This is a genomic window from Pseudomonas sp. J452, from assembly GCF_024666525.1.
GTDB lineage: Bacteria > Pseudomonadota > Gammaproteobacteria > Pseudomonadales > Pseudomonadaceae > Aquipseudomonas.
Map to the genome: position 1 here is coordinate 548,020 of NZ_CP088294.1, position 22,506 is coordinate 570,525.

At 60.0% G+C, this 22,506-nt stretch carries 18 protein-coding genes, 2 tRNA genes and 2 rRNA genes; 9 read left to right on the top strand and 13 right to left on the bottom strand.

Translation table 11 applies throughout. From position 1 onward, the window contains the following. Window positions 1-4 precede the first annotated feature (4 nt). The 5 genes from LRS11_RS02580 to tyrS all read right to left on the bottom strand — a co-directional run bounded on the left by LRS11_RS02580 (window position 5) and on the right by tyrS (window position 6,697). Window positions 5-2,896 (bottom strand): 23S ribosomal RNA (locus LRS11_RS02580). 236 nt (window positions 2,897-3,132) lie between these two features. Next, window positions 3,133-3,208, bottom strand: a tRNA-Ala gene (locus LRS11_RS02585). A gap of 30 nt (window positions 3,209-3,238) precedes the next feature. Beyond that, window positions 3,239-3,315: transfer RNA gene (locus LRS11_RS02590), tRNA-Ile, on the bottom strand. 93 nt (window positions 3,316-3,408) lie between these two features. Beyond that, window positions 3,409-4,945 (bottom strand): 16S ribosomal RNA (locus tag LRS11_RS02595). The 16S and 23S rRNA genes sit together here with 2 tRNA genes alongside, the layout of an rRNA operon. Before the next feature lie 552 nt (window positions 4,946-5,497). Further along, window positions 5,498-6,697 carry a tyrosine--tRNA ligase gene (gene tyrS, locus LRS11_RS02600; protein ID WP_260495374.1) on the bottom strand — a complete coding sequence of 400 codons (1,200 nt, stop codon included), beginning with the start codon at window positions 6,695-6,697 and terminating at the stop codon, window positions 5,498-5,500. A gap of 180 nt (window positions 6,698-6,877) precedes the next feature. On the opposite strand from tyrS, the gene LRS11_RS02605 reads away from it, so the two are divergent. After that, a complete protein-coding gene (locus LRS11_RS02605) occupies window positions 6,878-8,299 on the top strand; it encodes a peptidoglycan DD-metalloendopeptidase family protein (protein ID WP_260495375.1) in 1,422 nt (473 codons plus the stop codon). A gap of 4 nt (window positions 8,300-8,303) precedes the next feature. Beyond that, window positions 8,304-9,395: an anhydro-N-acetylmuramic acid kinase gene (locus LRS11_RS02610; protein WP_260495376.1), complete on the top strand. Its 1,092-nt coding sequence runs from the start codon at window positions 8,304-8,306 to the stop codon at window positions 9,393-9,395. Window positions 9,396-9,450: 55 nt separating this feature from the next. Here the strand turns inward: LRS11_RS02610 and erpA are convergent, their stop codons facing one another. Continuing rightward, entirely contained in the window at window positions 9,451-9,801 is a 351-nt protein-coding gene (gene erpA / locus LRS11_RS02615) for an iron-sulfur cluster insertion protein ErpA (RefSeq protein ID WP_260495377.1), read from the bottom strand. A 98-nt stretch (window positions 9,802-9,899) separates the two neighbouring features. Further along, on the bottom strand, window positions 9,900-10,934 hold the full coding sequence (argC, locus tag LRS11_RS02620; protein WP_260495378.1) for an N-acetyl-gamma-glutamyl-phosphate reductase: 1,035 nt from the start codon (window positions 10,932-10,934) through the stop codon (window positions 9,900-9,902). A 136-nt stretch (window positions 10,935-11,070) separates the two neighbouring features. On the opposite strand from argC, the gene hemJ reads away from it, so the two are divergent. The 4 genes from hemJ to LRS11_RS02640 all read left to right on the top strand — a co-directional run bounded on the left by hemJ (window position 11,071) and on the right by LRS11_RS02640 (window position 14,550). Beyond that, window positions 11,071-11,496, top strand: a complete 426-nt coding sequence (hemJ, locus tag LRS11_RS02625) for a protoporphyrinogen oxidase HemJ (protein ID WP_260495379.1) — start codon at window positions 11,071-11,073, stop codon at window positions 11,494-11,496. Between the two features lie 175 nt (window positions 11,497-11,671). Continuing rightward, a complete protein-coding gene (locus tag LRS11_RS02630) occupies window positions 11,672-12,634 on the top strand; it encodes a nitronate monooxygenase family protein (RefSeq protein ID WP_260495380.1) in 963 nt (320 codons plus the stop codon). Between the two features lie 86 nt (window positions 12,635-12,720). Continuing rightward, entirely contained in the window at window positions 12,721-13,731 is a 1,011-nt protein-coding gene (locus tag LRS11_RS02635; RefSeq protein ID WP_260495381.1) for a DUF805 domain-containing protein, read from the top strand. A 24-nt stretch (window positions 13,732-13,755) separates the two neighbouring features. Further along, the gene (locus LRS11_RS02640) at window positions 13,756-14,550 is read left to right on the top strand and encodes an SDR family oxidoreductase (RefSeq protein ID WP_260495382.1); all 795 of its coding nucleotides are present in this window, start codon (window positions 13,756-13,758) and stop codon (window positions 14,548-14,550) included. A gap of 228 nt (window positions 14,551-14,778) precedes the next feature. On the opposite strand, the gene LRS11_RS02645 is transcribed toward LRS11_RS02640, so the two are convergent. Further along, window positions 14,779-16,260 (bottom strand): AAA family ATPase, encoded by a 1,482-nt coding sequence (locus LRS11_RS02645; RefSeq protein ID WP_260495383.1) that lies wholly within the window; start codon window positions 16,258-16,260, stop codon window positions 14,779-14,781. A gap of 88 nt (window positions 16,261-16,348) precedes the next feature. Between LRS11_RS02645 and LRS11_RS02650 the strand changes: the two genes are divergently transcribed. Then, window positions 16,349-16,687, top strand: coding sequence for a histidine triad nucleotide-binding protein (locus tag LRS11_RS02650; RefSeq protein ID WP_260495384.1), 339 nt, complete (start codon window positions 16,349-16,351; stop codon window positions 16,685-16,687). A 93-nt stretch (window positions 16,688-16,780) separates the two neighbouring features. Beyond that, a complete protein-coding gene (gene coq7, locus LRS11_RS02655) occupies window positions 16,781-17,428 on the top strand; it encodes a 2-polyprenyl-3-methyl-6-methoxy-1,4-benzoquinone monooxygenase (RefSeq protein ID WP_260495385.1) in 648 nt (215 codons plus the stop codon). 53 nt (window positions 17,429-17,481) lie between these two features. Here the strand turns inward: coq7 and speD are convergent, their stop codons facing one another. Together speD and LRS11_RS02665 are read right to left on the bottom strand one after the other, a co-directional pair. Beyond that, complete coding sequence (gene speD, locus LRS11_RS02660) at window positions 17,482-18,276, bottom strand: adenosylmethionine decarboxylase (protein WP_260495386.1); 795 nt, start codon at window positions 18,274-18,276, stop codon at window positions 17,482-17,484. A 215-nt stretch (window positions 18,277-18,491) separates the two neighbouring features. After that, the gene (locus LRS11_RS02665) at window positions 18,492-18,917 is read right to left on the bottom strand and encodes an OsmC family protein (RefSeq protein ID WP_260495387.1); all 426 of its coding nucleotides are present in this window, start codon (window positions 18,915-18,917) and stop codon (window positions 18,492-18,494) included. A gap of 237 nt (window positions 18,918-19,154) precedes the next feature. Between LRS11_RS02665 and crp the strand changes: the two genes are divergently transcribed. Beyond that, a complete protein-coding gene (gene crp / locus LRS11_RS02670; protein WP_260495388.1) occupies window positions 19,155-19,799 on the top strand; it encodes a cAMP-activated global transcriptional regulator CRP in 645 nt (214 codons plus the stop codon). A gap of 226 nt (window positions 19,800-20,025) precedes the next feature. Here crp and trpC read toward each other — a convergent pair whose 3' ends face one another. From trpC to LRS11_RS02685, 3 genes are read right to left on the bottom strand one after another with little or no spacing between them, the layout of a single operon-like run. Beyond that, a complete protein-coding gene (trpC, locus tag LRS11_RS02675; RefSeq protein WP_260495389.1) occupies window positions 20,026-20,862 on the bottom strand; it encodes an indole-3-glycerol phosphate synthase TrpC in 837 nt (278 codons plus the stop codon). Beyond that, window positions 20,859-21,905 (bottom strand): anthranilate phosphoribosyltransferase, encoded by a 1,047-nt coding sequence (gene trpD, locus LRS11_RS02680; protein WP_260495390.1) that lies wholly within the window; start codon window positions 21,903-21,905, stop codon window positions 20,859-20,861. Before trpD ends, trpC begins: the two co-directional genes overlap by 4 nt. Window position 21,906: 1 nt before the next feature. Continuing rightward, window positions 21,907-22,500 carry an aminodeoxychorismate/anthranilate synthase component II gene (locus LRS11_RS02685; protein ID WP_182833070.1) on the bottom strand — a complete coding sequence of 198 codons (594 nt, stop codon included), beginning with the start codon at window positions 22,498-22,500 and terminating at the stop codon, window positions 21,907-21,909. Window positions 22,501-22,506 lie beyond the last annotated feature (6 nt).

Genomic DNA, 22,506 nt, shown 5'->3' on the forward strand with positions numbered 1-22,506 from the left:
TTATATGGTCAAGCCTCACGGGCAATTAGTATTGGTTAGCTCAACGCCTCACAGCGCTTACACACCCAACCTATCAACGTCGTAGTCTTCGACGGCCCTTTAGGGAGCTCAAGGCTCCAGTGAGATCTCATCTTGAGGCAAGTTTCCCGCTTAGATGCTTTCAGCGGTTATCTTTTCCGAACATAGCTACCCGGCAATGCCACTGGCGTGACAACCGGAACACCAGAGGTTCGTCCACTCCGGTCCTCTCGTACTAGGAGCAGCCCCTCTCAAATCTCAAACGTCCACGGCAGATAGGGACCGAACTGTCTCACGACGTTCTAAACCCAGCTCGCGTACCACTTTAAATGGCGAACAGCCATACCCTTGGGACCGGCTTCAGCCCCAGGATGTGATGAGCCGACATCGAGGTGCCAAACACCGCCGTCGATATGAACTCTTGGGCGGTATCAGCCTGTTATCCCCGGAGTACCTTTTATCCGTTGAGCGATGGCCCTTCCATACAGAACCACCGGATCACTAAGACCTACTTTCGTACCTGCTCGACGTGTCTGTCTCGCAGTCAAGCGCGCTTTTGCCTTTATACTCTACGACCGATTTCCGACCGGTCTGAGCGCACCTTCGTACTCCTCCGTTACTCTTTAGGAGGAGACCGCCCCAGTCAAACTACCCACCATACACTGTCCTCGATCCGGATAACGGACCAGAGTTAGAACCTCAAAGTTGCCAGGGTGGTATTTCAAGATTGGCTCCACGCGAACTGGCGTCCACGCTTCAAAGCCTCCCACCTATCCTACACAAGCAAATTCAAAGTCCAGTGCAAAGCTATAGTAAAGGTTCACGGGGTCTTTCCGTCTAGCCGCGGATACACTGCATCTTCACAGCGATTTCAATTTCACTGAGTCTCGGGTGGAGACAGCGCCGCCATCGTTACGCCATTCGTGCAGGTCGGAACTTACCCGACAAGGAATTTCGCTACCTTAGGACCGTTATAGTTACGGCCGCCGTTTACCGGGGCTTCGATCAAGAGCTTCGCTTGCGCTAACCCCATCAATTAACCTTCCGGCACCGGGCAGGCGTCACACCCTATACGTCCACTTTCGTGTTTGCAGAGTGCTGTGTTTTTAATAAACAGTCGCAGCGGCCTGGTATCTTCGACCGGCATGAGCTTACGCAGTAAATGCTTCACCCTCACCGGCGCACCTTCTCCCGAAGTTACGGTGCCATTTTGCCTAGTTCCTTCACCCGAGTTCTCTCAAGCGCCTTGGTATTCTCTACCCAACCACCTGTGTCGGTTTGGGGTACGGTTCCTAGTTACCTGAAGCTTAGAAGCTTTTCCTGGAAGCATGGCATCAACCACTTCACGTTCTAAAAGAACGCTCGTCATCAGCTCTCAGCATTAAGCGCCCGGATTTACCTAAGCACTCTGCCTACCACCTTAAACTTGGACAACCAACGCCAAGCTGGCCTAGCCTTCTCCGTCCCTCCATCGCAGTAACTAGAAGTACAGGAATATTAACCTGTTTCCCATCGACTACGCATTTCTGCCTCGCCTTAGGGACCGACTAACCCTGCGTCGATTAACGTTGCGCAGGAAACCTTGGTCTTTCGGCGTGCGAGTTTTTCACTCGCATTGTCGTTACTCATGTCAGCATTCGCACTTCTGATACCTCCAGCAAGCTTCTCAACTCACCTTCACAGGCTTACAGAACGCTCCTCTACCGCATCACCTAAGTGATACCCGTAGCTTCGGTGTATGGTTTGAGCCCCGTTACATCTTCCGCGCAGGCCGACTCGACTAGTGAGCTATTACGCTTTCTTTAAAGGGTGGCTGCTTCTAAGCCAACCTCCTAGCTGTCTAAGCCTTCCCACATCGTTTCCCACTTAACCATAACTTTGGGACCTTAGCTGACGGTCTGGGTTGTTTCCCTTTTCACGACGGACGTTAGCACCCGCCGTGTGTCTCCCATGCTCGGCACTTGTAGGTATTCGGAGTTTGCATCGGTTTGGTAAGTCGGGATGACCCCCTAGCCGAAACAGTGCTCTACCCCCTACAGTGATACATGAGGCGCTACCTAAATAGCTTTCGAGGAGAACCAGCTATCTCCGAGCTTGATTAGCCTTTCACTCCGATCCACAGGTCATCCGCTAACTTTTCAACGGTAGTCGGTTCGGTCCTCCAGTTAGTGTTACCCAACCTTCAACCTGCCCATGGATAGATCGCCCGGTTTCGGGTCTATACCCAGCGACTAAACGCCCTATTAAGACTCGCTTTCGCTACGCCTCCCCTATTCGGTTAAGCTTGCCACTGAATATAAGTCGCTGACCCATTATACAAAAGGTACGCAGTCACCCAACAAAGTGGGCTCCCACTGCTTGTACGCATACGGTTTCAGGATCTATTTCACTCCCCTCTCCGGGGTTCTTTTCGCCTTTCCCTCACGGTACTAGTTCACTATCGGTCAGTCAGTAGTATTTAGCCTTGGAGGATGGTCCCCCCATATTCAGACAAAGTTTCTCGTGCTCCGTCCTACTCGATTTCATGACTAAGAGATTTTCGCGTACAGGGCTATCACCCACTATGGCCGCACTTTCCAGAGCGTTCCGCTAATCTCAAAGCCACTTAAGGGCTAATCCCCGTTCGCTCGCCACTACTAAGGGAATCTCGGTTGATTTCTTTTCCTCAGGGTACTTAGATGTTTCAGTTCCCCTGGTTCGCCTCTTGCACCTATGTATTCAGTACAAGATAACCATCTTATGATGGCTGGGTTCCCCCATTCAGACATCTCCGGATCAAAGGTTGTTTGCCACCTCCCCGAAGCTTTTCGCAGGCTACCACGTCTTTCATCGCCTCTGACTGCCAAGGCATCCACCGTATGCGCTTCTTCACTTGACCATATAACCCCAAGCAATCTGGTTACTGTCTCAAACGTGAAGACGACATTCGCCGAAAATTTGCATAGAGAACACGCAAATTTTACCTTGACTCGATATGCTGCCAGTGAAAGCAACACATCGGTCTACTTCTATCACATACCCAAATTTTTAAAGAACAGTTCTGGCGCAAAGACCAGAATTCAATGCTTCATACATAAGCATTCAATTCTAAGCTTTCAGCGATTCAAGAGTTAATGGTGGAGCCAAGGAGGATCGAACTCCTGACCTCCTGCGTGCAAGGCAGGCGCTCTCCCAGCTGAGCTATGGCCCCATCTACGGACTGGCCACATCCCTTGACAATTGGTGGGTCTGGGCAGATTCGAACTGCCGACCTCACCCTTATCAGGGGTGCGCTCTAACCAACTGAGCTACAGACCCAATCGTCTTACTCTCGGGTAATAACCCAATCGCTTTTCGCAAGTGAATCAAGCAATTCGTGTGGGAACTTATGAAGAAGCTGAAGTCTTCGATTAAGGAGGTGATCCAGCCGCAGGTTCCCCTACGGCTACCTTGTTACGACTTCACCCCAGTCATGAATCACTCCGTGGTAACCGTCCCCCTTGCGGTTAGACTAGCTACTTCTGGAGCAACCCACTCCCATGGTGTGACGGGCGGTGTGTACAAGGCCCGGGAACGTATTCACCGTGACATTCTGATTCACGATTACTAGCGATTCCGACTTCACGCAGTCGAGTTGCAGACTGCGATCCGGACTACGATCGGTTTTATGGGATTAGCTCCACCTCGCGGCTTGGCAACCCTTTGTACCGACCATTGTAGCACGTGTGTAGCCCTGGCCGTAAGGGCCATGATGACTTGACGTCATCCCCACCTTCCTCCGGTTTGTCACCGGCAGTCTCCTTAGAGTGCCCACCATAACGTGCTGGTAACTAAGGACAAGGGTTGCGCTCGTTACGGGACTTAACCCAACATCTCACGACACGAGCTGACGACAGCCATGCAGCACCTGTGTCTGAGTTCCCGAAGGCACCAATCTATCTCTAGAAAGTTCTCAGCATGTCAAGGCCAGGTAAGGTTCTTCGCGTTGCTTCGAATTAAACCACATGCTCCACCGCTTGTGCGGGCCCCCGTCAATTCATTTGAGTTTTAACCTTGCGGCCGTACTCCCCAGGCGGTCGACTTAATGCGTTAGCTGCGCCACTAAGATCTCAAGGATCCCAACGGCTAGTCGACATCGTTTACGGCGTGGACTACCAGGGTATCTAATCCTGTTTGCTCCCCACGCTTTCGCACCTCAGTGTCAGTATCAGTCCAGGTAGTCGCCTTCGCCACTGGTGTTCCTTCCTATATCTACGCATTTCACCGCTACACAGGAAATTCCACTACCCTCTACCGTACTCTAGCTCAGTAGTTTTGGATGCAGTTCCCAGGTTGAGCCCAGGGCTTTCACATCCAACTTGCTGAACCACCTACGCGCGCTTTACGCCCAGTAATTCCGATTAACGCTTGCACCCTTCGTATTACCGCGGCTGCTGGCACGAAGTTAGCCGGTGCTTATTCTGTCGGTAACGTCAAAGTAGCAACGTATTAGGTTACTACCCTTCCTCCCAACTTAAAGTGCTTTACAATCCGAAGACCTTCTTCACACACGCGGCATGGCTGGATCAGGCTTTCGCCCATTGTCCAATATTCCCCACTGCTGCCTCCCGTAGGAGTCTGGACCGTGTCTCAGTTCCAGTGTGACTGATCATCCTCTCAGACCAGTTACGGATCGTCGCCTTGGTGAGCCTTTACCTCACCAACTAGCTAATCCGACCTAGGCTCATCTAATGGCGCGAGGTCCGAAGATCCCCCGCTTTCTCCCGTAGGACGTATGCGGTATTAGCGTCCGTTTCCGAACGTTATCCCCCACCACTAGGCAGATTCCTAGGCATTACTCACCCGTCCGCCGCTCTCAAGAGATGCAAGCACCTCTCTACCGCTCGACTTGCATGTGTTAGGCCTGCCGCCAGCGTTCAATCTGAGCCATGATCAAACTCTTCAGTTCAATACTGCTTGGGTTTTGAGAAAACCCTAAACTTGGCTCAGCAATCGCAAATAAACTCTTTGAATTCACGAAGAGTTACTTGTGTTGCTGATAATCTTGCGACTAACAGTCTTACTCCACAAGCACCCACACGAATTGCTTGATTCAAGTTGTTAAAGAGCGTTTCGATTAAGTCTTTCGTCTCAACCGAGGCCGCGCATTCTACAGCAGCCTTTCTTTCTGTCAACCAGTTTCGAAGAATTTTTCGTTTCTTCTCAACCGCTTGCGCTTCCGATCTGCTTTCGCTTCACATCAGCGGGAGGCGAATTCTACAGCGTTCAAACTCGCTGTCAACCACCTCTTTCAAGCTTCTTCAGCTCTTTCGAACCAAAGCACTAACAGGATCAAACCACCACCCTGTCAGCCCGGCGCATTCTACTCGAATCCGCCACCGCCGCAACCTTTATTTTCATCTAACTTCTTGTTTAGCAAGGAGTTTTCAGATCAGGCTGCGCCGGAAGAGGTGCGCATTATAGGCCCGCAGATTTCGCCGTCAACGCCTTTCTGAAACTTTTATTCAGCTTTCAGCGAGATACGTGCAAAGGCCTTCTTGCCAGCCTGGCAGACATGGGTCGAACCCAGTTTGAAGATAAAGGCGCGATCAACCACCTCGCCATCTACCTTCACACCACCAGAGCCCAGCAGATCACGTGCGCCAGCGGCATTCTTCACCAAGCTTGCCTTATTAAGGACGGAAGAGATCGGCATATCTTCAGCCGCCAGCAGTTCGACCTCTGGCAGATCTTCCGGCAGCTCACCATTCTTCATCCGGTTACCCGCAGAACGGTGCGCAGTGGCAGCAGCCTCCTCGCCATGGAAACGCGCGACCAGCTCTTCAGCCAGCTTGATCTTGATATCGCGCGGATTGGCGCCCTTCTCTATATCCACCCTGAACTGCTCGATCTCCCCCATGGAGCGGAAGCTGAGCAGCTCGAAGTAGCGCCACATCAGCGCATCGGGCATCGACACCAGCTTGTTGTACATGACGCCTGGCGCTTCCTGGATACCTATATAGTTGCCCAGCGACTTGGACATCTTCTTGACGCCATCCAGCCCTTCGAGCAGCGGCATGGTGACGATGCACTGCGACTCCTGGCCGTAGGCACGCTGAAGCTCGCGCCCCATCAGCAGGTTGAACTTCTGATCGGTACCGCCCAGCTCGACATCAGCGCGCAGCGCCACCGAGTCATAACCCTGCACCAGCGGATAGAGGAACTCATGGATGGCGATCGGCTGATTGCTGCTGTAGCGCTTATCGAAGTCATCACGCTCGAGCATACGTGCCACGGTGTATTGCGAGGTCAGGCGAATGAAATCGGCCGGCCCCATCTTGTCCATCCAGGTGGAGTTGAAAGCCACTTCGGTCTTCGCCGGATCGAGGATTTTGAACACCTGAGTTTTATAGGTCTCGGCGTTCTCCAGCACCTGCTCGCGAGTCAGCGGCGGCCGGGTAGCGCTCTTGCCGCTAGGGTCACCGATCATCCCGGTGAAGTCGCCGATCAGGAAGATCACCTGATGCCCCAGCTCCTGGAACTGACGCAGCTTATTAATAAGCACGGTATGCCCCAGGTGCAGATCCGGCGCCGTAGGATCGAAACCGGCCTTGATCCGCAGCGGCTGACCACGCTTGAGCTTCTCAACCAGTTCCGCTTCGACCAGAACCTCTTCCGCACCGCGCTTGATCAGCGCCAGCTGCTCTTCAACCGACTTCATGACAGGACTCGTCGCCACTCAAAAACAAAAGGGAACCAACCATACAAGATCACTGACCAATTACAAGCTCTGCGGCGGGGGCATGCCACTGGGCCGATGCAACGCCTGCAGGGTTGCCTATAGAGAAATTTGATTATATTTTAGTCAGTTAATGCATTCTTCCAAGAAACACCCTTAGCCATGACGCATTCTGTACCCAAAGCCCCGCCCTACCCGAGGAGCCACCTGCTGGCTGCCAGCGGTGTAGCTGCGCTGCTGAGCCTGGCCTTGCTGGTGTTCCCGTCGCGCGAAGTCGAGGCGAAGAAGACCTATTTGAATCTCGAGCTGGAAAATGGCTCCGAGCAACTGCTGCAGGAAAAGGATGATCTTCGACCAGGCCTGTCGACAGGCAATCAAGGCGACTCTCCATTTAATAGCGCCAGCCTGACCGAAAAAAGCAGCACCGAGGATGGTGCGAAGCAGAAAAGCCAGACAAGCCAACTCTCTCCTCCCTCCGATCCACTGCAAAAGACCGTAACCGTCGGCAATGGCGATACCTTGTCCACGGTTTTTGCCCAGGTAGGCTTGAGTGCCAACGACCTGCACGAAGCCCTGAGCAGCAGCAAAGACGCCAAGAAACTCAGCCGCCTCCGGATTGGTCAAGTACTGGATTTCAAGCTGACCGCAGATGGCAAGCTGGAGTCTGTACGCAGCAAGCTCAGCGACCTGGAAAGCATTGCCCTGAGCCGCACGGACAAGGGCTACAGCTTCAAGCGCGACCTGGTCAAACCAGACGTGCGCACCACCTACTCCCATGGCGTGATCAACAGCTCGTTGTTCCTCTCTGCCAAACGCGCCGGCCTGTCGCATAGCCTGACCATGGACCTGGCCAATGTGTTCGGCTACGACATCGACTTCGCCCTGGATATCCGCGAAGGCGACGAGTTCGAAGTCATCTACGAAGAGCACGTGGTGAATAACAAGCAGGTCGGCAACGGCAACATCCTTGCAGCCCGCTTCACCAACCGTGGCAAGACCTACACCGCGGTGCGCTACACCAGCAAGCAAGGCGTGACCAGCTACTACAACGCCGACGGCAACAGCATGCGCAAGGCGTTCATCCGTACCCCGGTGGACTTCGCCCGCATCAGCTCGAAGTTCTCCATGGGCCGCCGGCATCCGATCCTGAACAAGATCCGCGCGCACAAGGGCGTGGATTATGCTGCGCCACGCGGCACACCAATCAAGGCTGCTGGCGATGGCAAAGTGCTGCTGGCCGGACGCAAGGGCGGCTACGGCAATGCAGTGGTAATCCAGCACGGCAACAGCTTCCGCACCCTTTATGCGCACATGCAGGGCTTCGCCAAGGGCGTGCGCACCGGCGGTAGCGTGAAGCAGGGGCAGATCATCGGTTATATCGGCACCACTGGCCTGTCGACCGGCCCGCACCTGCACTACGAGTTCCAGGTCAACGGCCGCCATGTCGACCCGCTGAGCCAGAAGCTGCCGATGGCAGACCCGATTGCACGCAACGAGAAGCAGCGCTTCATGCAGCTGAGCAAGCCGCTGATGGCTCGTATGGACCAGGAAAAGTCCACACTCCTGGCCCAGAACAAGCGCTAAGCCGATGCCGCGCTACCTGGGGGTGATGTCCGGAACCAGTCTCGACGGACTGGACATCGCCCTGATCGAGCAGGATCAACGCCCCAACCTGCTCGCCACCCACTACATCCCCATGCCGACCGAACTGCGCAGTGAGCTGCTTGCCCTCTGCGCCCCCGGCCCGGACGAACTGGCCCGTGCCGCCGAAGCGGAGAACCGCTGGGCCAGCCTGGCCGCCCAAGGCATCGCCAGCCTGCTGGCCGCCGAAAAGCTGAACCCCAGCGATATCCGCGCCATCGGCAGTCACGGCCAGACCGTGCGTCATGAGCCGGCACGCGGTTTCACCATCCAGATTGGCAACCCGGCACTGCTTGCCGAGCTGACGGGCATCGACGTGGTCAGCGACTTCCGCCGCCGCGATGTAGCCGCTGGCGGCCAGGGCGCGCCCCTGGTGCCGGCCTTTCACGAAGCCCTGTTTGATGACGGCACACAGCGCCTCGCCGTGCTCAATGTCGGTGGCTTCAGCAACCTCAGCCTGATGGGCCAGGATCAGCCCGTACACGGCTTCGACTGCGGCCCAGGCAATGCGCTGATGGATGCCTGGATCCAGCAGCATCAGAACCAGACCTTCGACCGCGATGGCGCCTGGGCGGCCAGTGGCTGCTGCCATCAGGATCTGCTGAGCGCCCTGCTCGGCGATGCCTTCTTCCAGACTCGTGGGCCGAAAAGCACTGGCCGCGAACTGTTCAATCTGCCCTGGCTGGAGCAGCACCTGCGCCACCTGCCTGCAATAGAACCAGCCGATGTACAGCGCACCCTGCTGGAACTGACCGCACGCAGCATCGTCGACTCGCTGCAGCACGCCCAACAAGGCACTACGGAGCTTTTGGTCTGCGGTGGCGGCGCACATAATGGTGCGCTGATGACGCGCTTGCAGGAGTTGCTGCCCGACACCCGCGTGGCCAGTACGGCCAGTCGCGGCGTAGCACCGGACTGGATCGAGGCCATGGCCTTCGCCTGGCTGGCTCACTGCTGCCTGGAAGGCATTCCCGGCAATCGCCCGAGCGTGACGGGAGCCAAGGGCCTGCGCGTACTGGGCGCCTGGTACCCGGCGTAAAAACCAGCAGGCACAAAAAAGCCCGCGATTGCGGGCTTTTTCTTGGGCGGCGAACTCAGATCGAGAACGACGAGCCGCAACCGCAGGTGGTGCTGGCATTCGGGTTCTTGATCACGAAGCGCGAACCTTCCAGGCCTTCCTGGTAGTCCACTTCGGCGCCGACCAGGTACTGGAAACTCATCGGATCGACTACCAGGCTGACGCCTTCGCGCTCGACGATGGTGTCGTCATCCGCCACGTCCTCATCGAAGGTGAAGCCGTACTGGAAGCCCGAGCAACCGCCACCGGTGACAAACACGCGCAGCTTGAGGCGCTCGTTGCCCTCTTCATCGACCAGGCTCTTCACCTTGTTCGCCGCACCCTGAGTGAAGATCAGAGGGGTTGGAGTGAAGGTCTCGACGCTCATCTTGTTACTCTCCCGGCGCCAGGCGCCATGTTACCTACTGCTTGGGCAGCGATTATCCGCTTACCCGAGCAAATTGGTCAATTATTGTGCCGCGCCCCTCAGGGCATCAGCCCGGCATGGGCCAGCCCCAAACGCTCATCCAGACCGAAGAGAATGTTCAGGTTCTGCACCGCCTGGCCGGACGCGCCCTTGACCAGGTTGTCGATGGCCGACAGCACCACCACCAGTTCGCCCCCCTGCGGCCGGTGCACGGCGATACGGCAGACGTTGGCACCGCGCACACTGCGGGTTTCCGGATGGCTGCCAGCCGGCATCACGTCGACGAAAGGCTCGTTGGCATAGCGCTTCTCGAACAGCGCCTGCAGGTCCACGCCGCGATCGACAACCGTCGCGTACAGGGTGGCGTGAATACCGCGGATCATCGGCGCCAGGTGCGGCACGAAGGTCAGGCCGACCGGGCCGCCAGCGGCGCGGCGCAGGCCCTGACTGATCTCCGGCAGATGCCGGTGGCCCTTGACCGAGTAGGCCATCATGCTTTCGCTGGTCTCGCAGAGCAGCGAGCCCACCTTGGCGCCACGCCCGGCGCCGCTGACGCCGGAGGCGCAGTTGGCGATCAGGCGGCTGGGATCGGCCAGGCTGGCTTCCAGCAGTGGCAGTAGACCGAGCTGGGTAGCCGTCGGGTAGCAGCCGGGGACGGCGATCAGGCGCGCGCCCTTGATGGCTTCCCGATTGACTTCCGGCAGGCCGTAGACCGCCTCGGGCAGCAGATCAGGCGCACCATGGGGCTGGCCGTACCAGTGCGCCCACTCCTCGGCATCCTGCAGACGGAAGTCGGCGGACAGGTCGATCACCTTGGTGCCGGCGTCGAGCAACTCGCCCGCCAGGGCATGGGCCACGCCATGCGGGGTGGCGAAGAACACCACGTCACAGGCACCCAGGGTGGCCACGTCCGGCACACTGAAGGCCAGGTTGTCGTAGTGGCCGCGCAGGTTCGGGTACATGTCGGCAACCTTCACCCCGGCCTCGGAGCGCGAGGTGATGACGGCCACTTCAGCCTGTGGATGCTGGGCCAGCAGGCGCAGCAACTCTACCCCGGTGTAGCCTGTGCCGCCGACGATACCGACCTTGACCATCACTCAACCCTCGAAGCCAACCCAGAAAGGCTGCCGATGATAAAGCCCGCCGGGGCTGCGGCCAACCTCGAGGGTGACGTATGGACAGCGCTTTCTCTACTATCGGCAGTATTCAGTCGCTGTCGGGAAGCATTCGATGCTCTATCTCTGGGTCAAAGCCCTACACATCATCGCCTTGGTCTGCTGGTTTGCCGGGCTGTTCTACCTGCCCCGGCTGTTCGTCTACCACGCCATGAGCGAGGACGAGGCCAGCCAGCAGCGCTTCTGCGTGATGGAGCGCAAGCTGTACCGCGGCATCATGACCCCATCGATGATTGCCACCGTGCTGTTCGGTGGCTGGCTGCTCTACCTCAACCCGGCCTGGCTGCAGATGGGTTGGCTGCATGCCAAGCTGCTGCTGGTCGCCGTACTGATCGGTTATCACCATGTGTGCGGCGCCCAGCTCAAACGCTTTGCGCGCAACGAGAATGCCCGCAGCCACGTGTTCTATCGTTGGTTCAACGAAGCGCCGGTGCTGCTGCTGTTGGCCATTGTCATCTTGGTGGTGGTCAAACCCTTCTGAGAACCTGCTTACAATCTGCTGCGCGCCGGCCATACCGCGTTAAAAATGGCCTCGGGATGCTCATTTACAGCTCGTAAACTCCGCTCCCTCGGCCATTTTTGCCTTGCCTGACTCTAGCTCGCGAGATCGTAAACAGGCTCCACGCCACCCAGGCATAACAACAAGAGGAAACCCCATGTCCCTGCCCGCCCTGCTCGACCAACGCCTGCGCCTGCCCGTGGTGGCTGCGCCGATGTTCCTGGTATCGACCCCGCCACTGGTCCTGGCCTGCTGCAACAACGGCGTGGCAGGCAGCTTTCCCGCCCTCAACCAGCGCGACAGCGGCGGCTTCAAGGCCTGGCTGGAAGAGATCGAGGCCGGCCTGAACGCCGATGCGGCGCCCTATGCGGTGAACCTGATCGTGCATGGCAGCAACCCACGCCTGCAGGCCGACCTGGCGATCTGCGTTGAGCACAAGGTACCGCTGGTGATCACCAGCCTGGGCGCGGTCAAGGAAGTGGTGGATGCCGTACACAGCTACGGCGGCCTGGTGTTCCATGACGTAACCACACGCCGCCATGCGGAGAAAGCCGCCGAAGCCGGGGTCGACGGGCTGATCGCGGTGGCGGCCGGCGCTGGCGGACATGCCGGGACCTGGAGCCCGTTCGCCCTGATCGCCGAGATCCGCCAGTTCTTCGACAAGACCCTGCTGCTGGCCGGCTGCCTCAACAATGGCCACGAAATCCTCGCCGCCCAGCTGCTCGGCGCCGACCTGGCCTACCTCGGCAGCCGCTTCATCGCCACCCGCGAGAGCAATGCCGATGAGGCCTACAAGCAGATGATCCTCGGCGCACGGGCTGCCGACATCGTGCATACCCCGGCAGTCTCCGGGGTACCAGCCAGCTTCATGCGCCAGAGCCTGGAACTGGCCGGCTATGACCTCAAGCGCCTGCAGGACAAAGGTGACATCAACTACGGCGAGAAGCTCAAGCCGATGGACGAGGAAGCCAAGGCCTGGAAGACCGTCTGGTCGGCCGGCCAGGGGGTTGGCGGCATCAGCGACGTGCCGACGACGAGCGAGCTGATCGCCCGCCTGGATGACGAGTACCGCCGTGCCCAGGGCCAGGCCGGGCAACTGGCACAACGCTGGCCGCGCTGAGCAACAAATTGCGCACGGGGCGCTTGTTCGCCCCCGTTGAAATACTTAGGCTCAAGGCACCCCAATAAACCGACAGGGACGCACGCATGACCAACGCACGCTACAAGATCGTGTTTACCGGCGAACTAATGCCCGATGCGGCAGCAGATACCGTGAAAGACAATCTGGCCCGCCTGTTCAAGAGCGACCGCAGCAAGATTGAAGCCCTGTTCAGTGGTGCGGCCGTGGCGCTCAAGCGCGATCTCACGGAAGCCGACGCCGACAAGTACCTGGCAGCGCTGCAACAGGCCGGCGCACGGGTGCACAAGGAAAAGGACCAGACTGCCAACTTGAGCCTGGTGGAAACCGATGATCATCGCCCGGCCAGCGAGCCTGTAGCAGGTGACGCACGCATGAGCTGCCCCAAGTGCGGCCATGAACAGGCCAAGGCCATCGAGTGCACGGCCTGCGGCATCGTCATCGAGAAGTACCTGGCACGCCAGGCACAGCTTGCGGAAAACCCGCCGCCCGCGCCGCTCGCCCTAGCGCCCACCGGCGATGTCAGCGAGGCCTCGCCCTACGCCACGCCCAAGGCGCAGGTCGCTGAACAGCTGCCGGAGTTCGGCGAGCTGAAGGTGTTCAGCGTCAATGGCCGGATCGGCCGTGTGCGCTACCTGGCCTGGTCGGCAGCGATCTTCTTCGCAGCGCTTGGCCTGTACCTGATCTCAGCACTGGCCATGGCCATTTCCCCAATCGTGGGCGGCATCCTCATGGCGGCCATCGTTATCCCCGCCGTGGTGGTCAGCGTGCAGATTGGCGTACAGCGCCTGCATGACATTGGCTGGTCCGGCTGGCTACTGCTGGTGAACCTGGTACCGGTAGTCGGTGGCGTATTTGCCCTGATCATGCTGGTCGTACCCGGCACGGCCGAGGCCAATCGCTATGGCCCACCGCCGCCGCCGAACAGCACCGGCGCCAAGGTCCTGGCATTCACCTGGCTACTGGTACCGATTCTCGGCATCCTCGCCGCCATCGCCATTCCGCAGTACCAGCAGTACACCCAGCGCGCCGCCGAGGCACAGATGGAAATGCCCAGCGCCGTAGAATCACAGGAATAATCCGCTCACCGACCAGGACGGCCCATGCCCACCTATGCACTGATTACCGGGGCCTCCAGCGGCCTCGGCCTGGCCTTGGCCGAGGCCCTGGCGCGCAAGGGGCGCAACCTGATCCTGGTGGCCCGTCAGCGTGAGGCACTGGAAAGCCTCGCCTGCGAGCTGAGCCAGCGCTTCGGCATCGAGGCTCTGTTCCGCGTCTGCGACCTGGCCGAGCCCATGCGCCTGACCGGCCTGATCCAGGAGCTGGAACAGGGCGAGCGGCGCATCGATCTGCTGGTGAACAACGCCGGCATCGGCAGCGCCGGCCTGTTCATCGAGCAGGACTGGGGCCGTGAGCAGGAACTGATCGAACTCAACATCCTCGCCCTCAGCCGCCTGTGCCACGCCATCGGCAACAGCATGGTGCAGCAAGGTGGCGGGCAGATTCTCAATGTCGCCTCACTGGCGGCCTTCCAGCCCGGCCCGCTGATGAGCAACTACTTCGCCAGCAAGGCCTATGTGCTGAGCCTGTCAGAAGGTCTGCGCCACGAACTGGCGCCATACGGGGTGAAAGTCTCGGTGCTGTGCCCGGGCCCGGTGGCCACACCGTTCTTTCGCAACAGCCTGCTGCGCAGCGAACCGCTGGCCAGGCACAAACTGCTGGCCGACCCGGAAGAAGTGGCGCTGCTGGCGATCCGCGGCCTGGAGAAGAACCGCGCGATCATCATCCCCGGCTGGCGCAACCGCCTGATCCCGCTCCTGCTGCGTCTGGCGCCACGCGCCCTGGTACGGCATATCACGGCCAAAACCATTCGCCCGCTGCTGCCGCGCCAGGCCTGAACTAGCCGGCTGTTGAAAAACGTTGGCGAGGCAGCCAGCGCAAGGCGCTACGTTAGTAACAGCCTCCGGCTGGTCAAAACGGCGAAAAAGCGCAGTTTACGAGCTGTAAATGAGCATTTGATTCGCTTTGCTCACCCCTCCGGGGCCGCACTAAAGCGCGTTCAGCTTTCAGCTGTGAGCCTGTTTTAAACGCCGCGATGGCAACGCAGGTAGTTTTTCAACTGCCTGCTAGCCGGCGTTGACCGTACGCCCAGCAGCCCAGGCGCGCAGCGCCTCCAGCTTCTCGGCCATCACCACCGAGAGAGGCGCGGTGCTCTGGATATTGTGCAGCAGCAAGCCCTGATCCACGCTTTGCTGGCGCGCCTGCGCCGCATACAGGGCACTGACCACCACCTGCTCGATCTCGGCACCGGAGAATCCGGCGCAGGCAGCCGCCAGCTCGTTCAGGTCGAACAGCTGCGGATCCAGCTCGCGGCGGCGCAGGTGGATGGCGAAGATATCCGCGCGCACTGCCGCATCCGGCAAATCGACGAAGAACAGCTCGTCGAAACGGCCCTTGCGCACCAGCTCCGGCGGCAGGCGGTGGATGGCGTTGGCCGTAGCGACCATGAACACTGGCGCCTTGCGCTCGGCCATCCAGGTCAGCAGGGTACCCAGCACACGCTGACTGACGCCCTCGTCGTGATCGCCGGCAGACAAGCCTTTCTCCAGCTCGTCCATCCACAGCACGCAAGGCGCCATCTGCTCGGCCAGCTTGAGTGCCTCGCGTAGGTTGCGTTCGGTTTCGCCGAAGAACTTGTTGTACAGGCTACCGAAATCCAGACGCAGCAACGGCAAGCCCCACAAGCCGGCAACCGCCTTGGCCGCCAGGCTCTTGCCGCCACCCTGCACGCCGACCAGCAGCATGCCCTTGGGCATGTCCGGACCTTTGCCGTTGAGGAAGATGTCCTGGCGCTCGCCCAGCCAGCGCTTGAGGTTGCTCAGGCCGCCGACTTCGGCGAACTGCGCGGTGTCGTATTCGAAGCTGAGCACACCCTCCAGGTCGAGCAGCTGGAACTTGGTCTTGTTCAGCTCCGGCAGGTCTTCCTGGGTAATCGCACCGTCGTCGCAGATCACATTGCGCGCCAGGGCGCGGGCCTCGGCGTGACTCATGCCGCGCAGGTTCTTCACCACCTGCTGCAGGGTGCGGTTGTCGGTGCGTACCCGTGCGCCGCGATTGAGCTCACTCCAGCGCGTGGCTTCGTCACGGACGATGGCCAGCAGTTCCTCTTCGCTGGGCAGAGCCAGGGTGAAGCGCGCGGCATAGCGCTGCACTTCGGCGGGCAGCTTGAGGGTGTGGGAAACCAGCACCAGGGTGGGCTTGTGGCTGGCCTCGCTCATGGCGATTTCCTTGAGCAGGCGCACCAGCTTGGGGTTGTCGGCGAGGAACGGATGCAGGTCGCACATCACGTACAGGTTGGGCTGCGGGTCATGCTTGATCAGCTTGAGCGCGGTATCCGGCTCGAAGCTCTCGCCAGCACCAGCCGGCTCGCCACCGAAGCCCAGGCGCTGCAGACCCTCGGTCACCGCCCAGGTGAACAGGCCGAGGCCACGTTTGACCGCCAGGCTGGTGAGCGTCTCCAGCACGCGCTTTTCGTCCCAGGACTCGATGACCACCAGTTTGACCCTGGAATCGAGCACCAAGCCCAGATCATGAATATCGTTCTTCACCCTCACTCCTTGTGACCCCGCCAGGCTGGCCGGGATAAATACGCGCCATTACACTCGCAGAATACCGAAACCCGCAGGAGGAATACCCGTGGACTGTCTGTTCTGCAAGATCGTCGCCGGGCAAATCCCCGCGCGCAAGATTTACGAAGACGATCAGGTGCTCGCCTTCCACGATATCGGCCCGCAAGCGCCGGTGCATTTCCTGGTGATCCCCAAACGCCATATCGCCACCCTCAATGATCTCGGCGAAGACGACCGCCCGCTGGCCGGACATATCCTCTTCACCGCCCAGCGCCTGGCCAGGGAGCTGGGCTGCGCGGAAGGCTTCCGGGTGGCGATGAACTGCAACGAGCTGGGCGGGCAGACCGTCTACCACATCCATATGCATGTGCTGGGGCAGCGGCAGATGCACTGGCCGCCGGGTTGATCGGCAGCCCTCGACTGCGGCCTCTTGTCGCCGGTCATTTTTCTGCCCAAGGGTTCAGGTAAACTGGCCCGCATGCTTTCCGTGGAGGTGGTCATGACCAGCGAACGCCAGTTTTCCCCCGTTGACCGTCTGTTGATGCAGGCCGATGCCGCCATGCGCACCCTGCTGCCGTTCAGCGGCGCGCCGACGCGACCGTCGCCGGCCATCGTGCAGAACGAAGCGGCCATGAGCGAAGAAGACACCCGTCATGTGGCAGGGCTGATGCGCATCAACCACACCGGCGAGGTTTGCGCCCAGGCGCTGTACCAGGGCCAGGCGCTGACCGCCAAGCTGCCGCAGGTGCGCAAGGCCATGGAGCATGCCGCCGATGAAGAAATCGACCACCTGGCCTGGTGCGAGCAACGCATCCGCGAACTGGGCAGCCATCCCAGCGTGCTCAACCCGCTGTTCTACGGCTTGTCCTTCGGCGTCGGCGCGGTGGCCGGACTGATCAGCGACAAGGTCAGCCTGGGCTTCGTCGCCGCCACCGAGGATCAGGTGGTCAAGCACCTGGACGAGCACCTGGAGCAGATCCCCCACGACGACGCCAAGACCCGCGCCATCCTCGAACAGATGCGCGAGGACGAGGAACACCACGCCACCAGCGCCATCGAGGCCGGCGGCCTGCGCTTCCCGGCACCGGTCAAGCTGGGCATGAGTCTGCTGTCGAAGGTGATGACCAAGAGCACCTACCGGATATAAAGCTGCAGACATGAAAAGGGCGCCAATCGGCGCCCTTTTTCGTTGCGGGAAACTCAGCGCGGCATATTGCGCGCGTAGAAGATCTCCAGCATCTCATGACGCACTTTCTCTTCCACCTGCTGGCGCTGCTCGGCGGTCAGGTTGCTGGCCGCGTCGCCAAACAGGTAGTTGTCCAGCTTGAAGTTCTTCAGCAGCATCTTGGTGTGGAACAGGTTCTCCTGGTACACGTTGACGTCCGTCATCTGGTACGCGTCCTGGGTGTCGTCGGAGAGGTAGTTCTGGATCGAGTTGATCGCGTGGTCGATGAAGTGCTTCTTGCCTTCCACGTCACGGGTGAAACCGCGCACCCGGTAGTCGACGGTGACGATGTCCGAGTCGAACTGGTGGATCAGGTAGTTGAGCGCCTTCAGTGGCGAGATCACTCCACAGGTCGACACGTCGATGTCCACGCGGAAGGTCGCAATGCCCTCGACCGGATGGATTTCCGGGTAGGTGTGTACGGTGATGTGGCTCTTGTCCAGGTGCGCCAGGATGGTCTCCGGCAGCGGCCCTGGCGACTCCTCGATCTGGCTGGCGGTGGGCTCCACCGGCTGCTCGGAGATCAGGATGGTCACGCTGGCGCCTTGCGGGTCGTAGTCCTGACGGGCGATGTTCAGGATATTGGCGCCGATGATGTCGACAACATCGGTGAGGATCTGCGTCAGGCGCTCGGCGTCGTACTCGGTGTTGATGTACTGGACGTAGGCCTGCTGGTCTTCCGGCGTTTCCGCGTAGCAGATGTCATAGATGTTGAAGCTCAAGGTCTTCGTCAGGTTGTTGAACCCGTGGAGCTTGAGTTTGCTTTTCACCGTTGGAGATTCTCTTTGTGGATGCGGCTCTGCCGCGTGATCGAGCATGCCCGTCAGCTGCGAACGACTCAGCTGCGTAGGACGGTTAACACCTCTTCGCGATGGCGATTATGGGTAGAGTTTGGGGCACTGTCCGGCCCCGAAAAAGGCCGCGCATTATGCAGAGCGACGGAGTCGACTGCCATAGTTTGCGCGGCCTTTATGATGCACGGATGTCAGGCACTCAGTTCGATGATTTCATAGTCGTGGGTAATCTCCACGCCGGCCCGGCCAAGCATGATCGAGGCCGAGCAATACTTCTCTGCCGACAGCTCCACCGCGCGTTTGACCTGGGCTTCCTTGAGACCACGGCCTTTGACCACGAAATGCAGGTGAATCTTGGTGAACACCTTGGGGTCTTCGTCGGCGCGCTCGGCTTCGAGGAAGGCTTCGCAGCTCTCCACCGGCTGGCGCGACTTCTTGAGGATGCTGACCACATCGAAGTTGCTGCAACCGCCCAGGCCGAGCAGCACCATCTCCATGGGGCGCACGCCGAGGTTGCGACCACCGGCTTCCGGCGGGCCATCCATCACCACCACGTGGCCGCTGCCGGATTCGCCGAGGAACATCGCCTCGCCGGCCCATTGAATGCGCGCTTTCATTGCCAGGACTCCACTGCCAGAAAAGGGCGCGTAGCTTAGCACAGGGCTTTGTGACGCCCGCCTCAGGCGCAATGGCCGAGTTTAGTGACAGCCAGTGTTAGCTACGTCGCAAATCGGCTTGCCGCACCAGTCTGGTCTGTTAAGCTGGCCGTGGATAACTGGCACACTTGTTCAGATAACTAATAAAAAAATCGCCTGTTGGACAAAGGCTTACTCTTTTTTCTTCGGGACTCGAGCATGGTCGCTATTACCCTTACACCGAAAATCAAGAATCTCGACAAGCTCCTCGCACATTGTCATCGCCGTCGCTACACCGCTAAAAGCACCATCATCTATGCGGGCGACCGCTGCGAAACCCTGTTTTTCATCATCAAAGGCTCGGTCACCATCCTTATCGAGGACGACGACGGCCGCGAAATGATCATTGCCTACCTCAACTCCGGCGACTTCTTCGGCGAGATGGGCCTGTTCGAGAAGGAAGGCAACGAGAAGGAACGCAGCGCCTGGGTACGGGCCAAGACCGAATGCGAAGTGGCAGAGCTGAGCTATGCCAAGTTCCGCGAGCTGACTCACCAGGACCCGGAAATTCTCTACGCCCTCGGCAGCCAGATGGCCGATCGCCTGCGCAACACCACGCGCAAGGTGGGTGACCTGGCTTTCCTCGACGTCACCGGCCGCGTGGCGCGCACCCTGCTCGACCTGTGCAAGCAGCCGGACGCCATGACCCACCCGGATGGCATGCAGATCAAGATCACCCGCCAGGAAATCGGCCGCATCGTCGGCTGCTCCCGCGAGATGGTTGGCCGTGTACTCAAGTCGCTCGAAGAGCAAGGCCTGGTGAATGTCAAAGGCAAGACCATGGTGGTCTTCGGCACTCGCTGATCGGGGCGGCTGCGCGTCGGCCAGGCGTCGCTGGGAAAGGGCTCGGACAGTGGCTTGCCACTGAACGCCCAGAGGGCGGCCCCGCAGGGGCGAGCGAAGCGAGTCTGCTCATTTACTACAGCAAACTCCGCGCCCTCGCCCCTTCCCCGCCTAACCTGGCTCTAGCTCGCCAGCCTCGACAAATAAAAAAACCCGCCAATTGGCGGGTTTTTTTCATGGCTGTCGATCAGTCCGGATCGGCGCCCAGCACCACGCGCTTGCCGTCCGGGAAGAACAAGCGTTTGAGCTCGGCACCCGGCTCCTCGGCGCGCATGAAGGCTTCGCCGACCAGGAAGGCATACACCTCGCTGATCTCCATCAGCTCGACATCGGCGCGGTTGAGGATGCCGCTCTCGGTGACCACCAGGCGGTCACGCGGGATGCGCGGCAGCAGGTCGAGGGTGGTTTCCAGGCTGACTTCGAAGCTGTGCAGGCTACGGTTGTTGATCCCCACCAGCGGCGTATCCAGGGTATTCAGCGCACGTTCCAGCTCATCGCCGTCGTGCACTTCCACCAGCACGTCGAGGCCGACGTCCTTGGCCACGCTGGCCAGCTCGGCCATGCGTGCATCGTCCAGGGCGGAGACGATCAGCAGCACGCAGTCGGCGCCCAGGGCGCGGGCTTCGACGATCTGGTAGGGATCAATCATGAAGTCCTTGCGGATCACCGGCAGGCTGCAGGCGGCGCGGGCCTGCTGCAGGTATTCGTCGGCGCCCTGGAAGAAATCGATATCGGTGAGTACCGACAGGCAGGTAGCGCCGCCGGCTTCATAGCTCTTGGCGATCTCGGCCGGGACGAAGTGCTCGCGCAGCACGCCCTTGCTTGGCGAAGCCTTCTTGATCTCGGCGATCACCGCCGGCTGCTTGCGCGCCGCCTGCTCCAGCAGCGCGCGGGCGAAGCCACGCGGGGCATCGGCAGCACGTGCCAACGCCTCTACGTCGGCAATGCTGACGCGCGCGCGGCGTTCGGCTACTTCCTCGGCCTTGCGCGCGAGGATCTTCTCCAGCACGGTGGGAATGCTCACGCTTCGTTCTCCTGCTTGAACACGGCGGTGAAGGACACCAGTTCGTCGAGTTTTTCCCAGGCCAGGCCGGTATGCAAGGCGTCCTGCGCCAGCTGCACGCCTTCGCGGAAGCTGGTCGCATGGTCGGCGGCATACAGCGCTGCGCCGGCGTTGAGCACGATCATGTCGGCGGCCTTCTGGCCATTCTCGGTCTTGCGCTTGCCCAGCGCATCGCGGATCAGCGCCAGGGATTCCGCGGCATCATTCACGGTCAGACCGATCAGGCTCTGGCTCTTGATGCCGAAGTCTTCCGGCTGCACGCGGTACTCGCTGACCACGCCGTCCTTCAGCTCGGCGACATAGGTCGGTGCGGCCAGGCTGACTTCGTCCAGGCCATCCTGCGCATGCACCACCAGCACATGCTGGCTGCCCAGGCGCTGCAGCACTTCGGCCAGCGGCCGGCAAAGGGCCTGGCTGAATACGCCGAGCACCTGATGCTTGACACCCGCCGGGTTGGTCATTGGACCGAGCATGTTGAAAATGGTGCGCAGGGCCAGCTCGCGACGCGGGCCGATGGCATGCTTCATCGCGCCATGATGGGCCGGGGCGAACATGAAGCCGACCCCCACGCTCTCGACGCAACGCGCCACCTGCTCCGGTTTGAGATTGAGGTAGACCCCGGCCGCCTCCAGCAGATCGGCACTGCCGCTCTTGCCGGACACCGCACGATTGCCATGCTTGGCCACCCGCCCACCCGCCGCAGCGACCACGAAGGCGGCGGCGGTGGAGACGTTGAAGATGTTCATGCCGTCGCCACCGGTACCGCAGGTGTCGACCAGGCGCTCGGCGTTGATTTTCACCGGCGAAGCCAGCTCACGCATGACCTGGGCGGCGCCGACGATCTCGTCGATGGTCTCGCTCTTCATGCGCATGCCCATGAGGAACGCGCCGACCTGCGCATCGGTGCACTGGCCGGTCATGATCTCGCGCATCACGTCCTGCATCTCGGCCGTGTTCAGGTCGAGCTGGTTGACCACCCGGTTGAGGGCTTCCTTGATATCCATGTCAGCGCACCCCGCCGGTCTGTTTGAGGAAATTGGCGAACAGTTCGTGGCCCTGCTCGGTGAGGATGGATTCCGGGTGGAACTGCACCCCCTCGATATTCAACGTCTTGTGGCGCAGGCCCATGATCTCGTCGACGCTGCCGTCGGCATGCTGGGTCCAGGCGGTCATTTCCAGGCAGTCCGGCAGGGTCTCGCGCTTGACCACCAAGGAATGGTAGCGAGTCACGGTCAGCGGCTGGTTGAGGCCGGCGAACACACCCTTGTCCTCATGGAACACCGGGCTGGTCTTGCCGTGCATCACCTGGCGGGCGCGCACCACGTCGCCGCCGAAGGCCTGGCCGATGCTCTGGTGGCCCAGGCACACGCCGAGGATCGGCAGCTTGCCGGCGAAATGCAGGATGGCCTCGATGGACACCCCGGCTTCGGTCGGCGTGCACGGGCCGGGCGAGACCACGATGCGCTCGGGTTTGAGCGCCTCGATCTCGGCGATGCTCAGCTCGTCGTTGCGGATCACATGGACGTCGGCGCCCAGTTCGCCCAGGTACTGCACCACGTTGTAGGTAAAGGAGTCGTAGTTGTCGATCATCAGCAGCATGTTGGA